Genomic DNA, 21,303 nt, shown 5'->3' on the forward strand with positions numbered 1-21,303 from the left:
GAGGCATGACAATTATCTCCATCTGTTTATGGAGCGTAGTGTACGCCTCGAATGTGACAGTTTTATGACAACGGGTGGTAGGAAGAGGATTCTCCTGAACGCTGGTCGGTCAGAGGCCGGGAATGCTGGTCAAGCCACCATACACACCCAGCCCGGCGGAAAGAATGACCACAAAGAGGACCAGCCAAAGGTACGGGCCACGCAGGCGATGCTCGGCGGGAAGTGCTTTCATTGCCAGAGCGACCAGGAAACCAAGAACCAGGGGCAGCAGCAGGGCGTTCATGACTTCCACACCAATATCCAGACTGACCAGGTCGGGTATGCTGATCACGGCCACGGCACCGGCGATGATGATGGCGGTATAGATTCCGTAAAACCAGGGGGCGTCTTTGGGATGGTGTTCGAGAGAGTGGCGGAATCCGGTGACTTCTCCCCAGCCCCAGGCTCCGGCCAGTGAGGCAACAATGGCCGCTACCATGCCGGCCCCCAGAATACCCATGGAAAACACCAGGCGCCCCCAGGTATCTCCCAGGTACGGGGTGATGGCCTCGGAGAGTTGATGGACGGTATTCAGGGGCGCGTTAGGATTGAGGCGGCCGATAGTGGCCGCTGTGGCAATCAGCACGGCGGCCATGATGGCCTGGGTGAGGACCGCACCAATGGCCGTATCCCAGCGGGCATGCCGATAATGTTCGGGATGAAGTCCTTTATCGGCAACAGCGGACTGCTGATAAAACACCATCCAGGGCATGATGACGGCGCCGATGTTGGCTGCTACCAGCATCATATAGTCCTGGTTAGTAATGGGTGCATGGGTCAGGCCGTGGAGAATATCCTGAATATTGGGATGAGAGGCCCAGGCAATCCCAAAAAAGACCAGTTCAAACAGGCCCATGATCAGGGCAATGCGCTCTACGCGCCGGTAGGAGCCGGTCCAGACGATGATCAACAGGGTGGCTGCGGCGAGAATGACACCCACGGCACGCGGCAGTCCATAAAGATGGCTGACTCCCGCTACGCCAGAAAACTCGGTCAGCAGGGCGCCCGTAGTGGCGATGCTCAGTCCGGCTACTGACAAATAAGCCCAGCCGGTGCCGAAGGTTTCACGAATCAGTTCACCGTGCCCCTTGCCGGTGAAAATTCCCAGGCGTACGGTGAGTTCCTGCACGATGTAGAGAATTGGCATGAGAATAAATTGCAGCAGCAGCAGTTTGAAGCCCCACTGCGCGCCACTTTGGGCGGCGGTGATAATGCTGCCGACATCGGTATCGGCGAGCATGACGACCAGGCCGGGGCCAAGTACAATCAGAAAAACAGACCAGCGGGAGTGGGGCTGAGGCATTGTGGAGTTGTTTGCAGTCATTGTTGAGAATAATCCGTATTTACGTTTTTGGTTTGCGAATGATTCCTGTTTAATAGAAAAATGTCAAGTCCTGAGAGACGCAATGACTGGAAATTGTAGCCTGACTACCAGCCCTCCCTCTGCAGCATTCTCAAAATGTATGGCCCCTCCGTGCAAGTCCATGATGCGCTTGCAGATGCGTATTCCAATACCCGCACCATGGCCGGTTTGGCGCGGAAGTGTGCCCTGATTCATGGCCAGGAGATGCGCTGCAGAAACTCCGGAGCCGTAATCCCGCAGTTGTATTTCCGTGTGCCCGGGATGACTGAGAACCCGAATCTGCAGGCTGCCGTCGCCGTAACGGCGCGTATTGTCGAAAATAATCCGAAACACCCGCTCCAGCGCCAGGGGGCGACATCGAAAAGAATTTGCACTATCACCAGAATGATTTTCCGCAACGCTGATGTCCAGCCCATAGCGTTCCCTGGCAATTTCCTGCATTTCCTCCAGCCAGTCCCGCACGTTGACGGTTATGGCTTTTTCCTGATCCCCGCTGCGGACGAGAGTCAGAAACTTGTCTATGGTTTCGTCCATCTCGTTAACATCCACACACATGGCGGATTTTTGTTCCAGAAAATCTGAATCGGGCAAGTGCAGGGTCAAAAGCAGTCGGGACAGCGGCGTCCGGAGTTCGTGGGAAATGCCCGTGAGCAGCAGGGTGCGCTCTTCATGAAGACGATGCAGATCATTGGCCATACCGGTAATGGCCTGAGTCAGGTGCTGTACTTCCAGGGGACCACCGATGGGCTGCAGGGTGTCGGGGGTGTCACCAAGGCCAATGCGTGGAGCTTCGGCGGCCAGGCGGGCCAGGGGGCGGTTAATCTGGCGGACAATCAGCCAGGCTCCCAGCAAGGTCACCAGCGCAATGACTCCAAGACGCATGAACATGAATCCCTGCCCACCAAAGTTCATCGGCGATACCGGCATACCGAGCCAGGGCTGGTGAGGACCGCCGCGTATCCACATCCAGGTAGTAGTCCCCTCATCCAAACCTACGCGGAGTCTGGCCCCGGGTACCTGCTGCTGGACATAGTGAGCGGTCTTGTCCATGAAGTACTTATCTGGAATTTTGCCCGGTTTGGCACTGGCAGGTCGCCATTGCAGGTTTCCGTTGGGGGCATATTGTGCCCCGCTACTGATCAGTGCGTGGTCGGTTTGCAGCAGAAACTCGGCAAAGCGTTCGGCGGCTGGATTCATCACATACTGATGAAAAAGAACGTAAACAGCGGCTTGGGTGCCAAGCAGCAGCAGGCCGAGTAGCAGCAGGGTCCGCCCCAGTGTACTGCGGGGCCAATATGTACGGATGTTCAGGGTTCGGCCACGAAGAGGTAGCCGTGTCCCCAGACCGTACGAATGTGCCGGGGGCGACCGGGGCCTTTGTCGAGCAGGCGGCGGAGCCGCGATATCTGCATATCGATACTGCGGTCATCGGCTTCCAGCTGACGGCCACGCGTCAACCACATCAGTTTTTCACGCGTCAGTGCCTGTCCTTCATGCTGAATGAGGGTGGCCAGGGTCAAAAATTCGGCGCTGGTCAGGGAGAGGAGCTGGTCATGAAGATGAATTTCCTGGCGACCCATGTCCACCCGAAAGGGACCCTTTTCAAAGCTGGCGGTGACCCCTGAGGTTCTGGGAACACTGCCCCGGACCCGGCGCAAAATGGCCTGGATACGGGCAACCAGCTCACGGGGATGAAAGGGTTTGGCCAGATAATCGTCGGCACCCATTTCCAGGCCTAAAATCCGGTCGACTTCGTCACCCCGAGCGGTGAGCATCAGAATCGGCACGTCGTGCTGCTGGCGCAGGCGTCGGCATATCTGCAGGCCATCTTCATGGGGAAGACCCAGGTCGAGAATAATGAGATCTACCGGGTTTTCTGCAAGGCTGGCTTCAATCTGGCGACCATCACCCATGCCCTGAACCATAAAACCATAGCCCTTAAGATGCGATTCCACCAGGCTGCGCAGTCGCAAGTCATCATCTATCACTAAAATTCGCGCTTTGTTTTCCATGCATTGTACTGTACTCCCCGGATGCGGATAGACCAAACGTAAATGTAACAAGCAGGGTACTCCGGAAATAAACAGACACTTTGTTACATATTGGAGCGGTGTCTGCGCACGATTGTTACAGGCCACCCCGTTATGCTTTTCCTGAACTTCCATTGGACCTGAACAAGGATAATGTATGGCACAGGAAAATGCGGCGGCCCGGCGCTGGCCGGGATCCCGAATACGCAGGCGGGGCATCGCCATATTGTTGGGCTCGGGTTTGATGATCGGTCTGTCGGGTTGTGCGGTGGGCCCCCATTGGTCCGTACCGAAGATGCGTACGCCGCCATCTTATAATGCCCATCCCGCTGCTTTGCCGGCAGACCAGCAAAAAGTCCAGTGGACGCGGCAGCAGGCGCGTTCCTGGTGGTTGTTGTTTCACTCAAAACCGCTCAATAACTATATCCGGCAGGCCATGCAGGCTAATCCGGATTTGCAGGCAGCCCATGCGGCTTTGGCAAGGCAGCAGGCGCTGATGGTGGCTGCGCAGGGGGGGTTGGCTCCGCAGGTTTCGGCAAACGCGGGAATCAGTCGCGCGCGGGCCTTGCGGACAGGTGCCGACGGCGGACAAAGTTACCGTATTCCGGGCAATCTCTACAGCCTTTTTCTGGGCACCATTGACGTCAGCTATAACCCGGATGTGTTTGGCCGGCAGAAAGATCTGGTCCATGCAGCCCGGGCACAGGCGGCGGTGACCAAGGCCAATCTGCATCAGAGTGAAGTGTTTCTCGCCGCAGACGTCAGTCGGGCTGTCATCAGTGGTGCAGCCGCTCGCGCCCAGTTGCATTCAGCCCGGCAGATTGCCACAGCTGATGCTCATTTGCTGAAACTGTTGCAGCAGGAATATAAGCTGGGTGATCAGAATCTGCAGAATGTAGAACAGCAGGCGGCCATGACGGCCGCTGCGCGTGCCCGCATTGCCCCTCTTGCGGCAGATCTGGCGGCGGCCCGCCACGCCCTGGCGGCGTTGCTGGGGCAAACGCCAAATGTGGCCCTCAGCATTCCAGCTCTGCAAAGCCTGCATTTACCAGCCCGCTTGCCCACGACCATTCCCTCGGCACTGGCTGAAAATCGTCCGGATATCCAGGCGGCCACAGCGGAGATCAAGGTTGCTGCTGCCCAGGCGGATGTGGCGACAGCCAATTTATATCCCCAATTCAACATTTCTGCGGAGATTGGCAAGGCAGCCATGACCGGTGGCCTGTTTTTCAACCCGGTTTCCACCCTCTGGTCACTGGGCGCTGGCTTGGCAGCGCCAATTTATAATGGTGGCAGCCTGCATGCAGAGCGGCGTGCGGCGTTGGATCAGTATCAGGTAGCCAGTGACCAGTATCGCAGCACGGTATTGAATGCCTTTAAACAGGTGGCCGATGCCTTGCGCACCCTGCAGGGTGCTGATACGGCTTACATTCAGCAAAAACAGGCACAGCAAGCTTCTGCCAGGGCCCTGCACCTGGCCGAGGCCCGATATCGGGATGGTGCTACGGACTATGCCACCGTATTGAATGCCGAAATTGCCTATCAACAGGATTCGGTCGCCGCTATTCAAGGCCGCAGTCAGCGCTATCTGGATAGCGTCGCGCTGTTTGTGGCGCTGGGTGATGGCTGGCAACCGGATCAACCAGCACCCAAAGCGCATTCTGTGCCCTCTGAAACCCCCATGGTAAACACTGCAGGAGCCCCCGCATGAAAAAGGCGTTTCTTCTCTTAGGATTGGTTGTTGTGCTGCTTTTTGGAGCCGTGTATGGCTGGTATGCATGGCGGCAGCAACGCCTGCATACCCAATTGCTTGCTGCTGCCAATCCGGCGGTGACGGTTTCTGCTGTAAAAGTCAAAACCCGCAATATAGCGGGTGAATTGACCGCCGTTGGCGAGGTGGTGGCGCAGCAGGGCGCCGCCCTTGGCCCGCAAGTCGGTGGGGTTATTCAGAAACTGTATTTTCACTCGGGACAAACGGTGCGCAAGGGGCAGTTGCTCCTCGCCCTGGATCCGGGTGCCTTGCCGGGGCAGTTGCAGGCAGCTCAGGCTCATGCCCGGCTGGCTTTGGTGGATTATCGACGCGCCCAAAAGGTTTATGCCATTCACGGTATATCTACCGCCGCACTGGACAAGGCGCAATACGATGCCGAGGCCGCTCAGGGAGAAGTTTCAGCATTGCAGGAGTCGCTGGCCGACACTCAACTCCGCGCGCCATTTTCGGGAGTGCTCAGTCTGCGCACCGTCAATACCGGTGAATTTATTCATGCGGGAACGGCTGTGGTGCATCTGGAAAATCTGCAGCATTTGTATGTTGATTTCACTGTTCCGCAACGCGATGCCCAGACCCTGCACAAAGGTGCGCCGGTGCAGGTGGATATTCACGATGGCGACGCAGTTCGGCACTACAGCGCTTCTGTACAGGCGATTTCCAGTCATGTGCATGCGGATAATCGCGCCCTCAGTGTGAGAGCCTTGCTCCAGGCAGAACCGGGGTTGAAGCCGGGTATGTTTGTGCGTGTGGTTCTGGAGAAAGAGGCACCCAAAGCAGCGCTGGTGATTCCTACTGTTGCGGTGAGTTTCAATACCTATGGTGATTTTGTTTATGTGCTGAGTCCCGGGCCGGACCATCGGCTGATCGCCCGCGAACAAAAAGTGCTCACCGGCATGCAGAAGGGCCAGGATACGGTGATTCGTTCCGGACTGAAGGTCGGGGATACGGTGGTCACAGCCGGGCAGGTGAAGCTGCACAGTGGCGACTCCGTGCAGATCAATAACGCTGTGCATCTATAGGGACGAAGACCAACATGCATTTTACCGAACCATTTATCCGTCGCCCGATTTTGGCCATTTCCCTGAGCCTGGTCCTGTTTTTCTTTGGCCTGCGCTCCCTAGGGCTGATGCCCATCACCGAATATCCGCCTACTGATAGTTCGATGATCACGGTCACTACCCACTATTTCGGGGCCACCCCCAAAACCGTCAACGCCTTCATCACTGCTCCTCTGGAAAAGGCCGTGGGTCAGGCCCCGGGCATAAACTATATGACGGCGGTCAGTGAAGACGGTATTTCCATTTTGACCCTGTATATGCGGATGGGGGAAAACCCCAATGCCGCCCTGTCGCAGGTGCAAAGCAAGGTCAATACGGTCCTGAATCAGTTGCCCAAGGGGGTCATGCAACCGGTGGTTCAGGAAATGTCTGGTTCAGGAGCTTATCTGATGCTGTTGAGTTATCACGGTAAGGGCTTTAATCAGCAGCAGATAACCGATTATCTGACCCGCGTTGTGCAGCCCGCCATTCAATCGGTTCCGGGCGTGGGTCTGACTGCCATTCTGCCTCCGGGTACCGGGCCTAACGGTAATACTTACGCCATGCGGGTCTGGCTGAATCCGCAGGAAATGGCGGTATTGGGAGTGACCCCGGCGCAGGTCAGTGATGCGCTCAAGAAAAATGACTTTGTCGCGGCGGTAGGGCGGTTGCGCGGCGAATATACGGCAGTATCCCTCAGTGCCAATACCGCCCTGCATAGTGCGGCAGAATTCCGCAATCTGGTAGTGGCGACGGTGCACGGCGTACCCATCCATCTGGAGCAGGTCGCCAAGGTCTCTTTGGGCGCTCAGACTTATGATTCATCCGTCATGGTGGATGGACAGCCGGCTGTCAATATCGGTATTCAGCAGGCCCCCGGCAGTAACGCCCTGCAGGTCGCCCAGAGTATTCACAAAGTCATGACCCAGTTGAAGACGACCATGCCTCCGGGAATGCAGGGGTACACCATTTATAACGGGGCCCAGTTTGTCAAAAGCTCCCTGCAGGAAGTGGAAATCAATATTGGCCTGGCACTGCTGGTGGTCATCCTGGTCATCTATTTGTTCATGGGTTCCTGGCGCGCGCTGATTGTGCCGGCACTGGCGATTCCTGTGGCCATGGTGGGAGCCCTCACCATCCTGCATGCTCTGGGATATACCCTCAATTTGCTGACCCTGTTGGCGATGGTGCTGGCTATTGGTCTGGTGGTGGACGACGCGATTATTGTGGTGGAAAACGTTCATCGTCATATTGAACATGGGGCAACCCCTTTACATGCGGCACTGCTCAGTGCCAGGGAACTGGCCAGCCCGATTCTGGTGATGGCCACGACACTGGTGGCCGTATTTGCCCCCATGGCCTTTATTGGCGGTTTGGTGGGCCACTTATTCAGCGAATTTGCTTTTACCATTGTGGCCACGGTGCTGTTGTCCATGATTGCCGCCCTGACCCTGGCGCCCATGCTGGCTTCCCGGGTTCTGAAAGCGGGACAGGAGGGCCGGGTCGCCCATTTGGTGGATCATGTATTCGGACGCCTGAAGGCCTTTTACGGACGCCTTCTTTTCGCCAGCTTGCGGGTTTGGCCGGCCACCGTGGCTTTGGCCCTGGTATTGACGGGAGGCATCTATTTTCTTTTCAGCATCAGCCAGAGTGAGCTGGCACCGCCGGCGAATCAGGGCATTGTTTATGTGAACGGCGTTGCCCAGCCCACGGCGACGCTGGAATACATGAATGCTTATGATCACTATCTGACGGATACGGTTTTCGACAAAATTGCCAGCCGCAGTCATAGTTTTGCGGTCAACGGGGTGGGTATTGGCGGCATGCTGTTAAATAATGAAGTGATGGCGGGTGTGGTTCTGAAGCCCGAGCGCGGCACGGTGACCACGCAACAGGTCAAAGCCAAGGTGCAGAAGCTGGCCGAGCAGGTACCCGGTATGAAACTGTCCGCTTTTGGCTTGCCGCCACTCCCCGGGGCAGCGGTCGGCTTGCCGGTGCAGTTCGTATTGACCAGTACGGGAGGCTCCTATCATCAACTGGATGGCATTTCTGCCAAGCTGGTTCAGGAAGCCAAAGCCAGCGGCCTTTTTTCTTTTGTCTGCAAAAATCTGAAGTACAACAACCAGATTCAGCAGGTGGTCATTAATCGGCAAATGGCTGCATCGTTTGGACTCAGCATGGCCGATATCGGACAAAATCTGGAGACGCTATTGGGTGGCAACTACGTCAACTACTTCGATATGGACGGTTTGAGCTATCGGGTAGTGCCACAAGTACCACCTGCGTTGCGGGCCAACCCCGATTTTCTCAAGGCCTATACCATCAAAACGCCTTCCGGCGCCGAGATTCCTCTGTCCACTTTTGTGTCCCTGAAGTCGGAATCGGCACCGACTTTTTTACCGCAGTTTCAGCAGTTGCCGGCGGTATTTATTCAGGCCAACCCAGCCCCTGGCGTGTCATTGGGACAAGCGCTGCAGTTTTTGCAATCTCATGCGCAAAAAATTCTTCCCGGTGGGGATCAGATCCATTATGCCGGCGTATCCCGCCAGTATGTGCATCAGGGTAATGCGCTGGCGGTCACTTTTGCATTTGCCCTGCTGATGGTGCTGCTCCTGCTCGCGGCGCAGTTCAACAGCTTCCGGGATGCTCTGGTGGTGCTCACGGCTGTTCCGGTGGCGCTGTTTGGGGCGTTGTTGCCTATCAGTCTCGGCGCTTCCAGTGTCAATATTTACTCGGAAGTAGGGATGGTCATGCTGATTGGTCTGATTGCCAAGCAGGGAATTCTGATTGTGCAGTTTGCCCGGGGCATGCAGGAAGAAAAGCAACTGGACAAACGCCATGCTGTCGTGGAAGCCGCCACTTTACGGCTACGTCCCATTTTGATGACGGTGGCAGCCATGATTGCCGGAGCCGTGCCCCTGCTTTTTGCCAGTGGTGGTAATGCCGATGCCCGATTCTCCATGGGTCTGGTCATTGTCAGTGGCCTGGGCTTTGGGTCCCTGGTGTCCCTGTTTGTGATTCCGGCCTTTTATGTGTGGTTTGGGCGATCGGTGCATCACCATGCGTTAAAGGCGGAGTCGTGAGTCATGTTGACCAACAAATACCTGCTTAACAAATCCCTCCAAAAGGTTTTTACTGGCGATTCCTCTCTCATTATCAAAGGAGCGCATTATGCCTAAAGTTCTGGTTCTTTATCATAGTTTGTGGGGGCACATTGAAACAATGGCGGGCGCTGTTGCCGAAGGGGCAAGCTCTGTAGAAGGGGTCACTGTGGACATCAAGCGGGTGCCCGAAAGCATGTCGGCAGAAAAGCTGGCGGCGGTACATGCCAAAACCGGGCAGGCGGCCCCGGAGGCGCATCCTGATGATCTGGCGAATTACGATGCCATTATATTTGGTACGCCGACGCGCTTCGGGAATATGAGCGGACAAATGCGCAACTTTCTGGACCGCACCGGAAACCTCTGGCAGGAAGGTAAACTGGTGGGAAAGGTCGGCAGTGTATTTGCCAGTACGGCAACCCAGCACGGTGGCCAGGAAACGACCATTACGTCCTTTCATACCTTTTTGTTTCATCAAGGGATGATTGTGGTAGGGGTGCCCTATAGTTGTCCGGAACTGACCAACATGGATGAAATCACGGGCGGAACACCCTACGGCGCCACAACGCTTTCCAAAGGCGATGGCAGTCGTCAGCCCAGCGCCAATGAGTTGGCGATTGCCCGGTTTCAGGGGCAGCACGTAGCGGCTATTACTCAAAAACTAAGCGACTAATTTGCTGGTGGCGCACGGTAAAAAATGTTTACTGTGCGTCTTGTGGATCTGCGTATTGAACATGCGTTGTGATTTATTGTCAGTCAGCACAAGGTGGGAGATTTCGTTCAGATAAACGATACCATGGGAACCATCGAAGAAATCGGGTTGTTTTTTTACCGGTATCAACACCCCGAACAATGACCGGCTTTATCACGGCAATGCCAAAGTGCTGGACGGTACCATTGAAAACTATTCATCCAATGCCTATCGTCGTGTTGAACTCAAGTGTCAGTTGGCCAGCGATGTTGATCATGTGCATGCCAGCGAACTGCTGCGCCAGAATCTTGCAAAAATTCCCAATGTGCTCAGTGATCCTGCGCCACTGGTCGAAATTTTGAATTTACGGATATCAGCCCCAAATGGGCGGTTTTTCGTTACGGTTTGGCCAAACAGGTCTGGATCGATCAGCAGGGTACCCCAAAAGTCTGATTCAAGGTTTTTGTTCCCCCAATATCCCGCTGGGGGCATTTTTTATGGACAACTTTGATGGCGACGTTCCTGGCTGAACACGAAGCTATTTATCCTAAAAACGGCAGTTGCTGTGGGTGCTTTTTGCTCCATTGTTCCTTGCCTGTTGTTCTAAGGCTCATCCTGCTGTCAGGAGAGAACTCGCCCTACGGGCTCAAACAGCTCTCCTGACGGGCGCTGGATTTCGCCAAGAACAACAACGGCTCAGAACAAAAGTCGCTGCAAAGCACCCACGGCAACTGCCGTTTTTAGGTTTATTCAGCTGGCCTTGCTGGCCGCTATTTCTCGAATGATTTGTTTTCTCAACAGGGCTGCGCGGTCAAGTTTTGCTGGTTTCCTGTGGTAATGCCCCATGACCGAAACGATGTCCCCATAGTGTAACAGGGCGTAAACCTTGCGTGCGTTTTGGTAAGGTTCCTCCACGCAACCCGCACTTTGGGGCCAGCCGTAGCCTTTGCGCGGATAAAAGTGAATGGCGCGGCCATCGTAAAAGTAATTTACGAAATGCACATTGGGCGCGGTATAGTGTTGCCAGCGGACATGATATCCATGATAAATACTTCGGTCTGAGGCAGGCAGTAAATGGTATTGCTGGGGGCTGACCGCAATAGGGAATTTACCGGTCATGGTAGTTTTGGCAAGGCGCTGATAAATTGGCCAGCTACCATCTGGGGTGGAGTGCATGACCCCGGTGTTGACGACTGTCCGGTAAATCCATTGTCCTTTTCCCTGGGGATTGGGTGGCACCTGCCAGATCTGCAAGTGCTCCGGGTGCGTGCTCTTGTCTACCTTAATCCATTGAAATGGAAAACGATTTTTTGGGATTGGCGCGCGTAGGGCCGAGAGGACTTCCGGAGTGACCCGCCCGCGTGAAATGCCTCGGCGATTGAGCAAATGATCTGCGCGTTCAAACTGGATCAGGCCGCTACGAAAAGCGGGATTATAGGGAGAATATCCCCAGTTGTTGGAAATTTTTTGCAGGGCCCGGGGCACGGGAATATTCCATGCGGCGACTGTATGCAGGCCCCCATAACGACCCATATACGTGCCATAAACCAGGTGTACGTATCCAGTAAGGGCGAGAATTTGCCAGACTTGTTGCCAATCTTGCGGGTTTTGTGTGCCGGTACTGGTACTGGTACTGGTACTGGTACTGGAATCAAATGTGTTGGCGAAGGCTGAAGCATTTGCTGTTAATGCGCCTGTTACGCAGGCTGCAGTTAGAATGGCTCCTATTTTTGCAGAAAGAAACCGGGAACGTGATTTTTGATGGTGATGGCGTAGTTTCATACGGATATTCGACACGTCTGGATGATTTTAGTTCTCTGGCTCAGGCTCATGCATGGTATTTTTGATGATTTTTAATAATTTTTGGCAACGATTGATTTCGGCATCCATAATGGCAATTTGATCGTCCACTTCCGTGCGTGTACAAATATTTATGGATTGCAGCACTTCGGCACATTGCTCTTCGACAATGTCCAGCCGTGTTTCCAGTATATTCAGAACATCAAGCAGTGTGGGATAATGATCTTTTTCGGATTTCCCACGGGTTCTTAAGGGCTTATGTTGAAACCGTTTAATCAAAATATGCTCATATCATGATAAATGAACCAGACCAATATCCTGTCTGCCAAGCACCAGTTTTTTGACCGAAGAAAAGTAGTGTTTGTAACGCATGATCTCGACAGAGAGCTCAAAACATTGGTCTGCTATGGTTTCGACATTTTCCGACGGCATGGATTTGCGGACTTCGCCGAGGCGGTCTGCAAGCCGTCCATAACGGGACTCGATATTTTCAATAATATCCAGCGCCGTACTTAAAGAGTTTTCATCATATATCGTAGACATTTTTTACCCCGTTTTAAAAAAGGCGATGTTCTGTTTCAGAAAATATTCAGAACATCGCCCATACGCTTTTAGTGCGCTCCGTAGGCCATCTTTTTACTGAAGCGGCCACGGAATACCCAAATCTGATACCAGTTGTACATGATCATGATGGGGAAGAAGCCCGTCATGAACAGGGTGAATACGGCAATGGAATCTGCCGGATTGGCCGCCTGCACAATGGTCCAGGTATTAGGCACCACGTAGGGGAAAATGGTCGCCCACATGGCCGCCCACAACAGGGCCACCACGCCAATACCCCACATCATCGCGCTGAAGTCCTTACGTACGGAGTGATTGGTGGAGGACTTGAAGGCGAAAATGAGCACGATAATGAACCAGATCAACCAGATCCACCAATCCGAACCGGTCCACTTGGCAGCCGCCCAGGGGAAGATGGCATAAGACCAGATCAGCGTCACCACAATGGCGGCCAATGCCAGCAAAGAAACGATGTTTGTCCAGGCGCGGGCCCGTTCATGAATGGAATCACCGGGAATGAAGCGGGCACATAAATACAGCCCCCCGGCAAGACTGGCGGCGATAACGGCACCAACCCCCGTCCAGATGGAGAAAGGCGTCAAAAAGTCGAGGATCCCTCCCGAAAAATGCATGACAGGAGTGGTGTAATCCTGGGCAAAAACGCCATGGGCGGCGAGGCCAGACTGCATGGCCAATCCCGATTTCATGGGAAAACCCTGGAGGGTAGCACCCAATGAAACACCGGCAAAAAAGGTCGCAAATAAACTGCCGACAGCAAACGCCCAACCCCAGAACCGTTTGCTTTTCTTGGCATGAATGTGAAATTCGAAGGCCACTGCCCGGGCAATAATGCCCCAGAGCGCAAACATCAGTGGAATCATCAGATAATTGAAAGCCGAACCGTAAACCAGTGGAAAGGCGCCGAAAAGCACGCCACCTGCCACGACCAGCCAGCTTTCATTACCGTCCCACATGCCGGCCATGGAGGCCATAATGGCGCCGCGTTCTTCTTCGTCCTTGGAAAACACAGCGAAAATGCCAGCGCCCAGGTCCGTACCGTCCGTGGCGATGTACAGGAAAAAAGCGAGTGAAAGGAGCAGCCACCACCAGGTCGTCAATGTCCCGGCGATGCGTCCTATTGATAAAAGATCCATAAATGACTCCAGTAGCTTGTGCGGGGAGCTCTGCTCCCCGTCATGATTTTGAAAACGTCAGAAAGCGCTGATCAGCGATCCGAACGCAACATGGGCTTGCTGGCGAAGGTCGGCGTCACATGACCGCCACCGGCTTTAACATCTGCAGCATCCGCATGATCATGATCAAACAGCGTGCTGGAGTCTGGAATTCCATCCACCCCTTTCTTGATGACGCGCGTAAAGAAGTACCAGGAACCTGCCCACACGGTGAGTTCGAAAATGATGTAACCCACCCACCAGATGATTTCCATGGCGACAGGCATATGGCTGGTTCCCTGATAGGTCCGCATCAGGCCGTTAACCACCCAGGGTTGCCGTCCCACTTCACGGGTCCACCAACCACACCAGATGGCCAGGTAAGGCAGGAATGCAGAGAACACCAGAGCCCGCAGAAACCAGGGGCGCTTACGCAATTCTGTAGCATTGAGCTTGCCACGCAGGCGCAACCAGTTACCCCAGATGGCGATAAAGAAGAGGAAGAAGCCGATGGCTACCATGACCCGGAAAGAGTAGAAAGGTACCCAGACATCGGGGCGATCTTTGGCCGGGAAGCTGTCCATGCCCGTAACCTTACCATTCAGGGTATGGGTTTCGAGCAGGCTCAGTACATGCGGAATGGTAATCGCAAACACATTACCGTCATTTTTGGCGTTGGGAATGGCAATCAGATGCCAGCCGGTATTCACTTTGCCATCGGGCAAATAGGTGTGATAGTGGCCTTCCATAGCCGCCAATGAAGTCGGCTGGGTATGGGCGACTACACGACCAATACTGTCACCAATGAAAATCTGCAAAGGCGTAACAATGATCAAGGCCAACAGTGCTGGTTTAAGCAGCTTGGTGAAAAGGTCAGCGTTACGGTTTTTCAAAATGAAAAATCCGCTGAGTCCAACCAGTACAAATAATGCCAATTCCACAGTGGCCACCCACATGTGAGGAAAGCCCCACTGGAAATTGTCATTGAGAATGGCATTCCACCAGTTGGTCACCTGGAACAGTCCATCTTTCAGGACAACGCCATCAGGCGTCTGCATCCAGGAGTTGGCTACCAGAATCCACATGGCCGACAAGGAAGAAGACAACCCGACGTTGAAAGTGGCAAACAAATGCATGCCCTTGCTGATCTTGCCCCAGCCAAACACCATCAGGCCGATGAAACCGGCCTCATACATAAAGGCGGTAATGGTTTCAAAGCCAAGGATGTTGCCGAAGAAGGGGCCGACGGCCTGAGAGAAAGGACCATAAAGAATACCAAAGGCCATTTCCATGGTGACGCCGGTGGCGACACCTGCGCCAAAATTGATGATGAAGATTTTTTCTACAAAGCGGTTGAGTTTGTACCAACGCTCATTGCCAGTACGTAGCCAGGCGACTTCCATGATGAAGAGCAGCCAGGACATGCCGATCGTCATAGGCGTCCAGAGAATGTGCATGGAAGTAATCCAGGCAAAATCCAGACGGCTGAGCAAGATCGGGAGAGAGTTTTCGATGATCATAACTTCCACCCCATAAATTTTGTGAATAAGACAAACTTTGTTGCACCGACACTCTTGCAAGGCTTATGCCAATATTACTAATTACTGTAATGCTTTGAATTCTGTTCGACTGGTCGGATGTTTGCATCATTTGCGGTTGATATGCACCGCCATAAAGTGGTTTAAAACCACCAGTGGTGAAAATTAAATACAACAAAAAAGTGTTATTATTTTTTTATATTATCTATTTCGTTTATCAGGAGGCGCTGATAAATGGCTTTCCACAGAATCAGGCAGCGCATGTGTTATATTCTGTGTTTTGAATGGTCCGGAAACAGGTGCGTTGACATGATGCATGTCACTGAAGAAAAGCAGCATCGGGATTTTGCTACAGAGGTGTTGAGCGCGCTGTTAGCCACAGACCCAAACGAAAAAGTGACACAGGTTCGGGCACTGCACTGTACGGGTGCAGTGCAGGTGGTACTGTTGCCTTGTCCCGGTATCCCGGGGCGACCTGCCCGTCCTGAGCTGGTCGCGCCCAAAAAACTACCCAGACGCCGGGCGCTGAGCACCCAGGCCGGTCGTTTTGCCCTGCTCCATGCCTTGGCTCACATTGAATTTAATGCCATTAACCTGGCTTTGGATGCGCTTTGCCGTTTTGTCGGTCTGCCCGTAGCCTATTACCAGGACTGGCTGCAGGTTGCCCAGGAAGAGGCGGAACATTTTGTTCTGCTGCGCGGGCTGCTCCAGGCTATGGGTGGTGATTATGGTGATTTACCTGCCCATGATGGTCTCTGGGAAATGGCTATGGATACAGCGACTGATCCTCTGGAGCGTATGGCGCTGGTACCGCGTGTTCTCGAGGCGCGAGGTCTGGATGTGACTCCGGCTATCCGCGAGCGATTGCAGGAGGCAGGAGATTGCGCCGCCGCCGCTGTGCTGGAACGTATTGAAAGCGATGAGCGTGGTCATGTAGCCATTGGGAGTCGCTGGTTCCGTTATTTGTGCAAACAACGTGGATTGGATGCAGAACAGGCTTTTCGCCAGTTGCTGCAGGAACGCTACCGGGGCCGTATTCAGGGGCCGTTGGCCCTGGAAGCGCGGCGCGCCGGAGGTTTTTCCGAACAGGAGTTGCTGTGGTTACAAGAATGTGTCGCCCAGAATCAGCGCCCGGTGATGGGTTCTGCGGCGGAGGAGAAATCGGCGCATGTCTGAATCGGCCACCACCCGTATTCTGGGTATTGAAAGCTCCTGTGATGAGACCGGCCTGGCTCTGTATGACACCCTCCAGGGTTTGCTGGGTGAAGTCCTGTTCAGCCAGATTGATCTGCATGCGCCTTACGGCGGGGTGGTTCCAGAGCTGGCCTCCCGGGATCATGTGCGCCGGCTACCGCTGCTGCTGGAACAACTCATGCTGCAAACCGGGGGGCAACGCCCCGATGCCGTAGCCGTCACGGCGGGGCCGGGATTGATTGGCGCCTTGCTGGTGGGCGTGAATTTTGCGAGGGCGCTGGCCTTTGCCTGGGATATTCCGGTTATTCCCGTTCATCATCTGGAAGGGCACCTGCTTGCCCCCCTGCTCAATGGCGTGGTGCCCTTTCCTGCGGTGGCTTTATTGGTTTCCGGTGGGCATACCATGCTTATTGAAGTGCGGGGGCTGGGTGATTATGTTTTGCTGGGTGAGACCCTGGATGACGCAGCTGGTGAGGCTTTCGATAAAGCCGCTAAAATGCTGGGACTAGGTTATCCAGGAGGGCCGGCTCTGGCAGCTCTGGCGGAAGGTGGTGACCCCGAGGCATTTCGTTTGCCAAGACCTCTTTTGGATCGTCCTGGCATGGACTTCAGCTTCAGCGGGTTGAAAACAGCCTTTCGTCTGGCCTCCATGAAAGTCCCTGAAGAGGATATGACCCAGAGAAAAAATCTGGCTGCCAGTTTTCAGCAGGCGGTGGTCGACACCCTGTTTCGGAAATGCCAGCGCGCCTTGCAACACACCGGTCTGAAGCGTTTGATTGTGGCGGGCGGGGTGGGAGCCAATCGTGCCTTGCGCAATGCTTTGCAAAGCCTGGCTGCAGAGGGCGTAGAATTATGTATCGCCGATTTGGCCCATTGTACGGATAATGCCGCAATGATTGCCCTGGCTGGCGCCCTGCATCCCGAAATGGCCCAGTCTGCCAGTGCCGATTTCCCGGTACGGGCGCGTTGGTCGCTGGTCAAGGAGGAAGCATGACGGGTGAATCTTTTTCTCTGGATACGGTGGTTGAAGAACGGGCCGCCGTCGATCCGGATTTTCAGCAAGGTCTGGACTGGCAGCAGACCGGTCATCCCGAAGAAGCGGCAGAAGCCTTCAGGCGTTCATTGGACGCGGATCCTGGCAGCGCATTGATCTGGACGTTTTATGCCTGGGCACTGGCGGCATCGGGGGACAGTCATGGCGCAATTGCCGCCTGCCGACGGGCCATCGCCTGTGACGCCGAGTGGGGACAGGCCTGGAATGATCTTGGCGAATACCTCATGGATACCGGACGGGAAAATGAAGCTCTTTTTGTGATTCGGCGGGCGCTGAAATCCCGGCATTTTGATGCGCCGCATCTGGCGCAAATGAATCTGGCGCGCTATTACCTGCATCAGGGCAGCATGCGCCGTGCCCTGGCCGCTGCTCAGGAAGCGCAGCATTTGGCGCCTGGATTTCGTCCTGCCGAAAAGCTGGCGCAATGGATAGACGAACGCATGCAGGAATGGAATATCCGCGATTAGGATTTTTTGAAGGGCGTTTCGCGGCCATCGAGCAGGCGCTGAATATTACTGCGATGCCGCCAGAGGATCAGGATGACCAGCACGATAATCAGGGCATGCAGGCTGCTGCTGGCAGACAAAGCAAAAACAAGGGGGATCGAGCTGGTGGCGGCCAGCAGCGCGGCGAGGGAGGACACCCGCATGACGGCAAAAACCACTATCCATACACCCAGCACCGATAATCCCAGTAACGGCATCAGCGCCAGCAGGGTACCCATGGCCGTAGCCACTCCCTTACCCCCCCGAAATCCAAAATAAACGGGATACAAATGGCCGAGAAAGGTCGCCAGTGCGACGGCGGCCAGGATCCAGCCTTCCGCACCCAGCCATCGGGCGACCACAACGGGAATGACGCCTTTGATCAGATCGCCACAAAGCGTCAGGGCTGCGGCCTTTTTGCCGCCGATGCGCAGAATGTTGGTTGCCCCCGGATTCCCGGATCCGGATTGCCGGGGATCACCCAGGCCCATGGCGCGACCTACCAGAATGGCGGTCGCGACAGAGCCGATCAGGTAGGCACCCACAATGAAAACAATATCAATAATGACAGACATGCAGTGCGTTGGCCCGGAAAAGCGCTATTATAGGCCCAGACGCGACGCCTTGTCGCATTTTTCGGGATGCCTATGGATATTCTTTTTGTGCGGGAGCTGAAAGTAGATACCCGCATCGGTATTTATGACTGGGAACGGCAGGTCAAGCAGACCGTTTTGATTGATCTGGAAATTGCCGCCGACACCCATGCTGCCGCCCAATCGGACAAGGTGGAGCAAACCATCAATTATCAGACGGTCTGTCAACGCCTGGTCAGTCACATCAGTGCTTCTGAAGTGGAGCTGGTGGAAACACTGGCCGAGCAGATTGCCGATATTATCCGGGGTGAATTCGCTGCACGTTGGGTACAGGTGACGGTGCACAAACCGGCGGCGGTGCGGGGCACCCGTGATGTAGGGGTACGCATAGAAAGGGGCAAGGATTAACCCAGGCTGAAACAGTCTGCGTACAGGTCGTGGTCGTCCGCCCGGGTGATCTGCACGGCCAGGCGATCACCGACCTTGAGGCCGCCCGCATTACTCAGGTGGACCACACCGTCTATTTCCGGCGCATCGCTGACCGAGCGGGCTATGGCCCGGCCCCCGCGTTCCAGGGCATCTACCAGCACCTCACGACGCTGACCCACATGGCGCTGGAGCCGTGCACGGCTGATGCCTTCCTGCACCCGCATGAATTCGCCGCGACGTTCTTCCCTGACTGCTTCCGGAACGGCACCGGGCAAGGCGTTGGCGGGTGCGCCTTCGACCGGAGAGTAGGCAAAACAGCCCACCCGGTCCAGTTCGGCAACGCGCAGAAAATCCAGCAGTTCTGAAAATTCGGCTTCGGTTTCACCGGGAAAACCGACAATAAAAGTGCTGCGGATGGTCAAATCGGGCACCTGTTGCCGCCAATGGGCAATGCGCTCCAGCGTTTTTTCGGCAGCAGCAGGGCGGCGCATGGCCTTGAGAATCCGGGGGCTACCATGCTGCAGGGGCGCATCCAGATAAGGCAGGATTTTTCCCTCTGCCATGAGCGGCAGCAATTCATCAATATGGGGGTAGGGGTACACATAGTGCAAACGCACCCAGACACCCAACTCTCCCAGTGCCGCACAAAGATCGGTGATCCGGGTTTTGATGGGGCGCCCATCGTGAAAGGCCGTGCGATATTTGCGGTCGACGCCGTAAGCTCCGGTGTCCTGGGAAATCACCAGCAATTCCTGGACGCCTCCAGAAACCAGGGCTTCGGCTTCCCGCAAAATATCACCGGGTTCGCGACTGACCAGTTTGCCACGCATGCTGGGAATAATGCAGAAACTGCAGGACTGATTGCAGCCTTCGGAAATTTTCAGGTAAGCGTAGTGCGCCGGAGTCAGGCGCAGACCCTGGGGAGGAACCAGATCGGTATAGGGGTCATGGAGGGGCGGTAGCGCGCTGTGAATGGCCTCCAGTACCGCGCCAGACTGCTGTGGACCCGTAACGGCCAGCACCCTGGGGTGCACATTGCGGATAAAGTCCCCGTTATCCTTGGCCCCCAGACAACCGGTGACGACCACCTTGCCATTTTCATCGAGGGCTTCGCCAATGGCTTCCAGCGATTCTGTCACCGCTGCGTCAATAAAACCGCAGGTGTTGACTACCACCACATCGGCGTCGGCGTAATCGCCTACCAGCAGGTAGCCCTCAGCCCGCAACTGGGTAAGGATACGCTCGCTGTCCACGGTGGCTTTGGGGCAGCCCAGGCTGACGAAGCCGACTTTCGGGGTTTTGCCGGGATGCTTATTCAAAAGGTGTTACTCACGCTGACCACTCCGGGGACGGCGCCGACAATGCGTTCCACCACCTGTTTGAGATCTATGACCGCGTTCGGACAACCCGCGCAGGCGCCCTTCATGCGCACCCGGACATCGCGCTGGACAATATCCACCAGCTCAATATCGCCACCATCGCGCATGAGAATGCGGCGCACGGTGTGCACGGCTTCGGCGACCGCCTCGGGGTCGGGCAGGGGGTCATCCGGACCATAACGCTTCTGACGGTCCAGTCCACGGGCGGCCATGGCCTGGGCATGGGCAATTTTGGCTGCGGCCAGCGGGTCCTGCTCTTCCAGAGCATCCAGTTCTTCTTCGCTGTAAAAGCGGATGGGGGCTTTGCTATTCATGGAATCAATATAACATGCGCCCGCCATCGACGACGAGGTTATGGCCGGTGGTATATTGGGCGTCAAAAAGCAGATAAGCCACCGCCGAGGCAATATCCTGAGGATTCCCTATCCGCTTCAGGGCGTTGCGCTCCAGCAGTGCCTGTTTATCTCCATCCGGAGGGTCATGATTTTCTGCCCAGAGCACTACGCCGGGAGAAACACTGTTGACGCGAATATCCGGACCGAGTTCTTTGGCCAGGGAGCGGGTCAGCGCCAGTAGACCCGCTTTAGTGACGCTATAAGGCAAATAAGAGCGCAGGGGAATCTCGCCATGAATGTCACCGATGTTGACTACGGCTCCGTGACTGCGGCGTAAATGGGGGGCTGCTGCCTGGGTCAGGAACAGGGGCGCACGCAAATGAATGGCCTCCATTCGCTGCCAGTCCTCAGGCGTGATGTGCGCAAAAGGGCTGGACTGATAAATGGAGGCGTTATTGACGAGACCATCCAGGCGGCCGAAATGCGCCACGCTGGCAGCAATGAGCTGGGCGGGGAAATCCACGGCGGCCAGATCCCCGGCGATCAGCAAACATTCTGTACGGTATTGATGGCGCAGTTCGGCGGCCAGGGCTTCGGCATCACTGCGGGATCGCCTATAATGCAGGACCAACCGGCCGCCTTCGGCGGCCAGTTGCCGGGCGATGGCGGCCCCCACCCTGCGGGCGGCGCCAGTGATCAGAACAACTTTTTCGGTAGCTTTCAAGAGGATT

21 protein-coding genes are annotated in these 21,303 nt (G+C 55.3%); 9 read left to right on the forward strand and 12 right to left on the reverse strand.

What is annotated here, in order from left to right:
• Window positions 1-109: 109 nt before the first annotated feature.
• The 3 genes from H7F11_RS00380 to H7F11_RS00390 form a co-directional block, all read right to left on the reverse strand.
• Window positions 110-1,363, reverse strand: coding sequence for an NRAMP family divalent metal transporter (locus tag H7F11_RS00380; protein WP_193650382.1), 1,254 nt, complete (start codon window positions 1,361-1,363; stop codon window positions 110-112).
• Between the two features lie 63 nt (window positions 1,364-1,426).
• On the reverse strand, window positions 1,427-2,599 hold the full coding sequence (locus H7F11_RS00385; protein WP_227485140.1) for an ATP-binding protein: 1,173 nt from the start codon (window positions 2,597-2,599) through the stop codon (window positions 1,427-1,429).
• A 110-nt stretch (window positions 2,600-2,709) separates the two neighbouring features.
• Window positions 2,710-3,414, reverse strand: a complete 705-nt coding sequence (locus H7F11_RS00390; RefSeq protein ID WP_193650383.1) for a response regulator — start codon at window positions 3,412-3,414, stop codon at window positions 2,710-2,712.
• A gap of 175 nt (window positions 3,415-3,589) precedes the next feature.
• Here H7F11_RS00390 and H7F11_RS00395 point away from each other — a divergent pair, with 175 nt between their 5' ends.
• The 5 genes from H7F11_RS00395 to H7F11_RS17140 all read left to right on the forward strand — a co-directional run bounded on the left by H7F11_RS00395 (window position 3,590) and on the right by H7F11_RS17140 (window position 10,197).
• Window positions 3,590-5,143, forward strand: coding sequence for an efflux transporter outer membrane subunit (locus H7F11_RS00395; protein ID WP_193650384.1), 1,554 nt, complete (start codon window positions 3,590-3,592; stop codon window positions 5,141-5,143).
• A complete protein-coding gene (locus tag H7F11_RS00400) occupies window positions 5,140-6,222 on the forward strand; it encodes an efflux RND transporter periplasmic adaptor subunit (protein ID WP_193650385.1) in 1,083 nt (360 codons plus the stop codon). Before H7F11_RS00395 ends, H7F11_RS00400 begins: the two co-directional genes overlap by 4 nt.
• Window positions 6,223-6,236: 14 nt before the next feature.
• Window positions 6,237-9,323: an efflux RND transporter permease subunit gene (locus H7F11_RS00405; RefSeq protein WP_193650386.1), complete on the forward strand. Its 3,087-nt coding sequence runs from the start codon at window positions 6,237-6,239 to the stop codon at window positions 9,321-9,323.
• 88 nt (window positions 9,324-9,411) lie between these two features.
• The gene (gene wrbA / locus H7F11_RS00410) at window positions 9,412-10,014 is read left to right on the forward strand and encodes an NAD(P)H:quinone oxidoreductase (RefSeq protein WP_010642392.1); all 603 of its coding nucleotides are present in this window, start codon (window positions 9,412-9,414) and stop codon (window positions 10,012-10,014) included.
• 93 nt (window positions 10,015-10,107) lie between these two features.
• Complete coding sequence (locus H7F11_RS17140; protein WP_413773181.1) at window positions 10,108-10,197, forward strand: mechanosensitive ion channel domain-containing protein; 90 nt, start codon at window positions 10,108-10,110, stop codon at window positions 10,195-10,197.
• 585 nt (window positions 10,198-10,782) lie between these two features.
• Here the strand turns inward: H7F11_RS17140 and H7F11_RS00420 are convergent.
• The 5 genes from H7F11_RS00420 to H7F11_RS00440 all read right to left on the reverse strand — a co-directional run bounded on the left by H7F11_RS00420 (window position 10,783) and on the right by H7F11_RS00440 (window position 15,085).
• Window positions 10,783-11,814 (reverse strand): L,D-transpeptidase family protein, encoded by a 1,032-nt coding sequence (locus H7F11_RS00420; RefSeq protein WP_193650387.1) that lies wholly within the window; start codon window positions 11,812-11,814, stop codon window positions 10,783-10,785.
• Between the two features lie 27 nt (window positions 11,815-11,841).
• Complete coding sequence (locus H7F11_RS00425) at window positions 11,842-12,111, reverse strand: hypothetical protein (RefSeq protein WP_193650388.1); 270 nt, start codon at window positions 12,109-12,111, stop codon at window positions 11,842-11,844.
• A 12-nt stretch (window positions 12,112-12,123) separates the two neighbouring features.
• Window positions 12,124-12,375, reverse strand: coding sequence for a hypothetical protein (locus H7F11_RS00430; protein ID WP_010642385.1), 252 nt, complete (start codon window positions 12,373-12,375; stop codon window positions 12,124-12,126).
• 68 nt (window positions 12,376-12,443) lie between these two features.
• Window positions 12,444-13,547 carry a cytochrome d ubiquinol oxidase subunit II gene (locus tag H7F11_RS00435; protein ID WP_010642383.1) on the reverse strand — a complete coding sequence of 368 codons (1,104 nt, stop codon included), beginning with the start codon at window positions 13,545-13,547 and terminating at the stop codon, window positions 12,444-12,446.
• A 71-nt stretch (window positions 13,548-13,618) separates the two neighbouring features.
• Window positions 13,619-15,085, reverse strand: a complete 1,467-nt coding sequence (locus H7F11_RS00440; RefSeq protein WP_010642381.1) for a cytochrome ubiquinol oxidase subunit I — start codon at window positions 15,083-15,085, stop codon at window positions 13,619-13,621.
• 327 nt (window positions 15,086-15,412) lie between these two features.
• On the opposite strand from H7F11_RS00440, the gene H7F11_RS00445 reads away from it, so the two are divergent.
• Genes H7F11_RS00445 through H7F11_RS00455 form a run of 3 tightly spaced genes read left to right on the forward strand, consistent with a single transcriptional unit; the run spans window position 15,413 to window position 17,818 of the window.
• Window positions 15,413-16,279: a ferritin-like domain-containing protein gene (locus H7F11_RS00445; RefSeq protein WP_193650389.1), complete on the forward strand. Its 867-nt coding sequence runs from the start codon at window positions 15,413-15,415 to the stop codon at window positions 16,277-16,279.
• A complete protein-coding gene (gene tsaD, locus H7F11_RS00450; RefSeq protein WP_193650390.1) occupies window positions 16,272-17,291 on the forward strand; it encodes a tRNA (adenosine(37)-N6)-threonylcarbamoyltransferase complex transferase subunit TsaD in 1,020 nt (339 codons plus the stop codon). The genes H7F11_RS00445 and tsaD overlap by 8 nt, the downstream gene beginning before the upstream one ends.
• The gene (locus H7F11_RS00455; protein ID WP_075323439.1) at window positions 17,288-17,818 is read left to right on the forward strand and encodes a tetratricopeptide repeat protein; all 531 of its coding nucleotides are present in this window, start codon (window positions 17,288-17,290) and stop codon (window positions 17,816-17,818) included. The genes tsaD and H7F11_RS00455 overlap by 4 nt, the downstream gene beginning before the upstream one ends.
• Here H7F11_RS00455 and plsY read toward each other — a convergent pair.
• Window positions 17,815-18,411: a glycerol-3-phosphate 1-O-acyltransferase PlsY gene (gene plsY, locus H7F11_RS00460; RefSeq protein ID WP_193650391.1), complete on the reverse strand. Its 597-nt coding sequence runs from the start codon at window positions 18,409-18,411 to the stop codon at window positions 17,815-17,817. The two genes, H7F11_RS00455 and plsY, sit on opposite strands and share 4 nt — an antisense overlap.
• A gap of 72 nt (window positions 18,412-18,483) precedes the next feature.
• Between plsY and folB the strand changes: the two genes are divergently transcribed.
• Window positions 18,484-18,837, forward strand: a complete 354-nt coding sequence (gene folB, locus H7F11_RS00465; RefSeq protein ID WP_010642371.1) for a dihydroneopterin aldolase — start codon at window positions 18,484-18,486, stop codon at window positions 18,835-18,837.
• On the opposite strand, the gene rimO is transcribed toward folB, so the two are convergent.
• Genes rimO through H7F11_RS00480 form a run of 3 tightly spaced genes read right to left on the reverse strand, consistent with a single transcriptional unit; the run spans window position 18,834 to window position 21,296 of the window.
• Window positions 18,834-20,177, reverse strand: a complete 1,344-nt coding sequence (gene rimO / locus H7F11_RS00470; RefSeq protein ID WP_193650392.1) for a 30S ribosomal protein S12 methylthiotransferase RimO — start codon at window positions 20,175-20,177, stop codon at window positions 18,834-18,836. The two genes, folB and rimO, sit on opposite strands and share 4 nt — an antisense overlap.
• Window positions 20,174-20,551 (reverse strand): NifU family protein, encoded by a 378-nt coding sequence (locus H7F11_RS00475; protein WP_193650393.1) that lies wholly within the window; start codon window positions 20,549-20,551, stop codon window positions 20,174-20,176. The genes rimO and H7F11_RS00475 overlap by 4 nt, the downstream gene beginning before the upstream one ends.
• Window positions 20,552-20,555: 4 nt before the next feature.
• The gene (locus H7F11_RS00480) at window positions 20,556-21,296 is read right to left on the reverse strand and encodes a pteridine reductase (RefSeq protein ID WP_193650394.1); all 741 of its coding nucleotides are present in this window, start codon (window positions 21,294-21,296) and stop codon (window positions 20,556-20,558) included.
• Window positions 21,297-21,303 lie beyond the last annotated feature (7 nt).

The organism is Acidithiobacillus sp. HP-2, from assembly GCF_015100155.1.
In the GTDB taxonomy this organism is placed as follows: domain Bacteria; phylum Pseudomonadota; class Gammaproteobacteria; order Acidithiobacillales; family Acidithiobacillaceae; genus Acidithiobacillus.

What these genes read in the sequence shown, in the direction of transcription:
- H7F11_RS00380 (WP_193650382.1), bottom strand. Translation starts at nt 1,363, where the DNA reads ATGACTGCAAACAACTCCACAATGCCTCAGCCCCACTCCCGCTGGTCT.
- H7F11_RS00385 (WP_227485140.1), bottom strand. Translation starts at nt 2,599, where the DNA reads ATGAATCCAGCCGCCGAACGCTTTGCCGAGTTTCTGCTGCAAACCGAC.
- H7F11_RS00390 (WP_193650383.1), bottom strand. Translation starts at nt 3,414, where the DNA reads ATGGAAAACAAAGCGCGAATTTTAGTGATAGATGATGACTTGCGACTG.
- H7F11_RS00395 (WP_193650384.1), top strand. Translation starts at nt 3,590, where the DNA reads ATGGCACAGGAAAATGCGGCGGCCCGGCGCTGGCCGGGATCCCGAATA.
- H7F11_RS00400 (WP_193650385.1), top strand. Translation starts at nt 5,140, where the DNA reads ATGAAAAAGGCGTTTCTTCTCTTAGGATTGGTTGTTGTGCTGCTTTTT.
- H7F11_RS00405 (WP_193650386.1), top strand. Translation starts at nt 6,237, where the DNA reads ATGCATTTTACCGAACCATTTATCCGTCGCCCGATTTTGGCCATTTCC.
- wrbA (WP_010642392.1), top strand. Translation starts at nt 9,412, where the DNA reads ATGCCTAAAGTTCTGGTTCTTTATCATAGTTTGTGGGGGCACATTGAA.
- H7F11_RS00420 (WP_193650387.1), bottom strand. Translation starts at nt 11,814, where the DNA reads ATGAAACTACGCCATCACCATCAAAAATCACGTTCCCGGTTTCTTTCT.
- H7F11_RS00430 (WP_010642385.1), bottom strand. Translation starts at nt 12,375, where the DNA reads ATGTCTACGATATATGATGAAAACTCTTTAAGTACGGCGCTGGATATT.
- H7F11_RS00435 (WP_010642383.1), bottom strand. Translation starts at nt 13,547, where the DNA reads ATGGATCTTTTATCAATAGGACGCATCGCCGGGACATTGACGACCTGG.
- H7F11_RS00440 (WP_010642381.1), bottom strand. Translation starts at nt 15,085, where the DNA reads ATGATCATCGAAAACTCTCTCCCGATCTTGCTCAGCCGTCTGGATTTT.
- H7F11_RS00445 (WP_193650389.1), top strand. Translation starts at nt 15,413, where the DNA reads ATGATGCATGTCACTGAAGAAAAGCAGCATCGGGATTTTGCTACAGAG.
- tsaD (WP_193650390.1), top strand. Translation starts at nt 16,272, where the DNA reads ATGTCTGAATCGGCCACCACCCGTATTCTGGGTATTGAAAGCTCCTGT.
- H7F11_RS00455 (WP_075323439.1), top strand. Translation starts at nt 17,288, where the DNA reads ATGACGGGTGAATCTTTTTCTCTGGATACGGTGGTTGAAGAACGGGCC.
- plsY (WP_193650391.1), bottom strand. Translation starts at nt 18,411, where the DNA reads ATGTCTGTCATTATTGATATTGTTTTCATTGTGGGTGCCTACCTGATC.
- folB (WP_010642371.1), top strand. Translation starts at nt 18,484, where the DNA reads ATGGATATTCTTTTTGTGCGGGAGCTGAAAGTAGATACCCGCATCGGT.
- H7F11_RS00475 (WP_193650393.1), bottom strand. Translation starts at nt 20,551, where the DNA reads ATGAATAGCAAAGCCCCCATCCGCTTTTACAGCGAAGAAGAACTGGAT.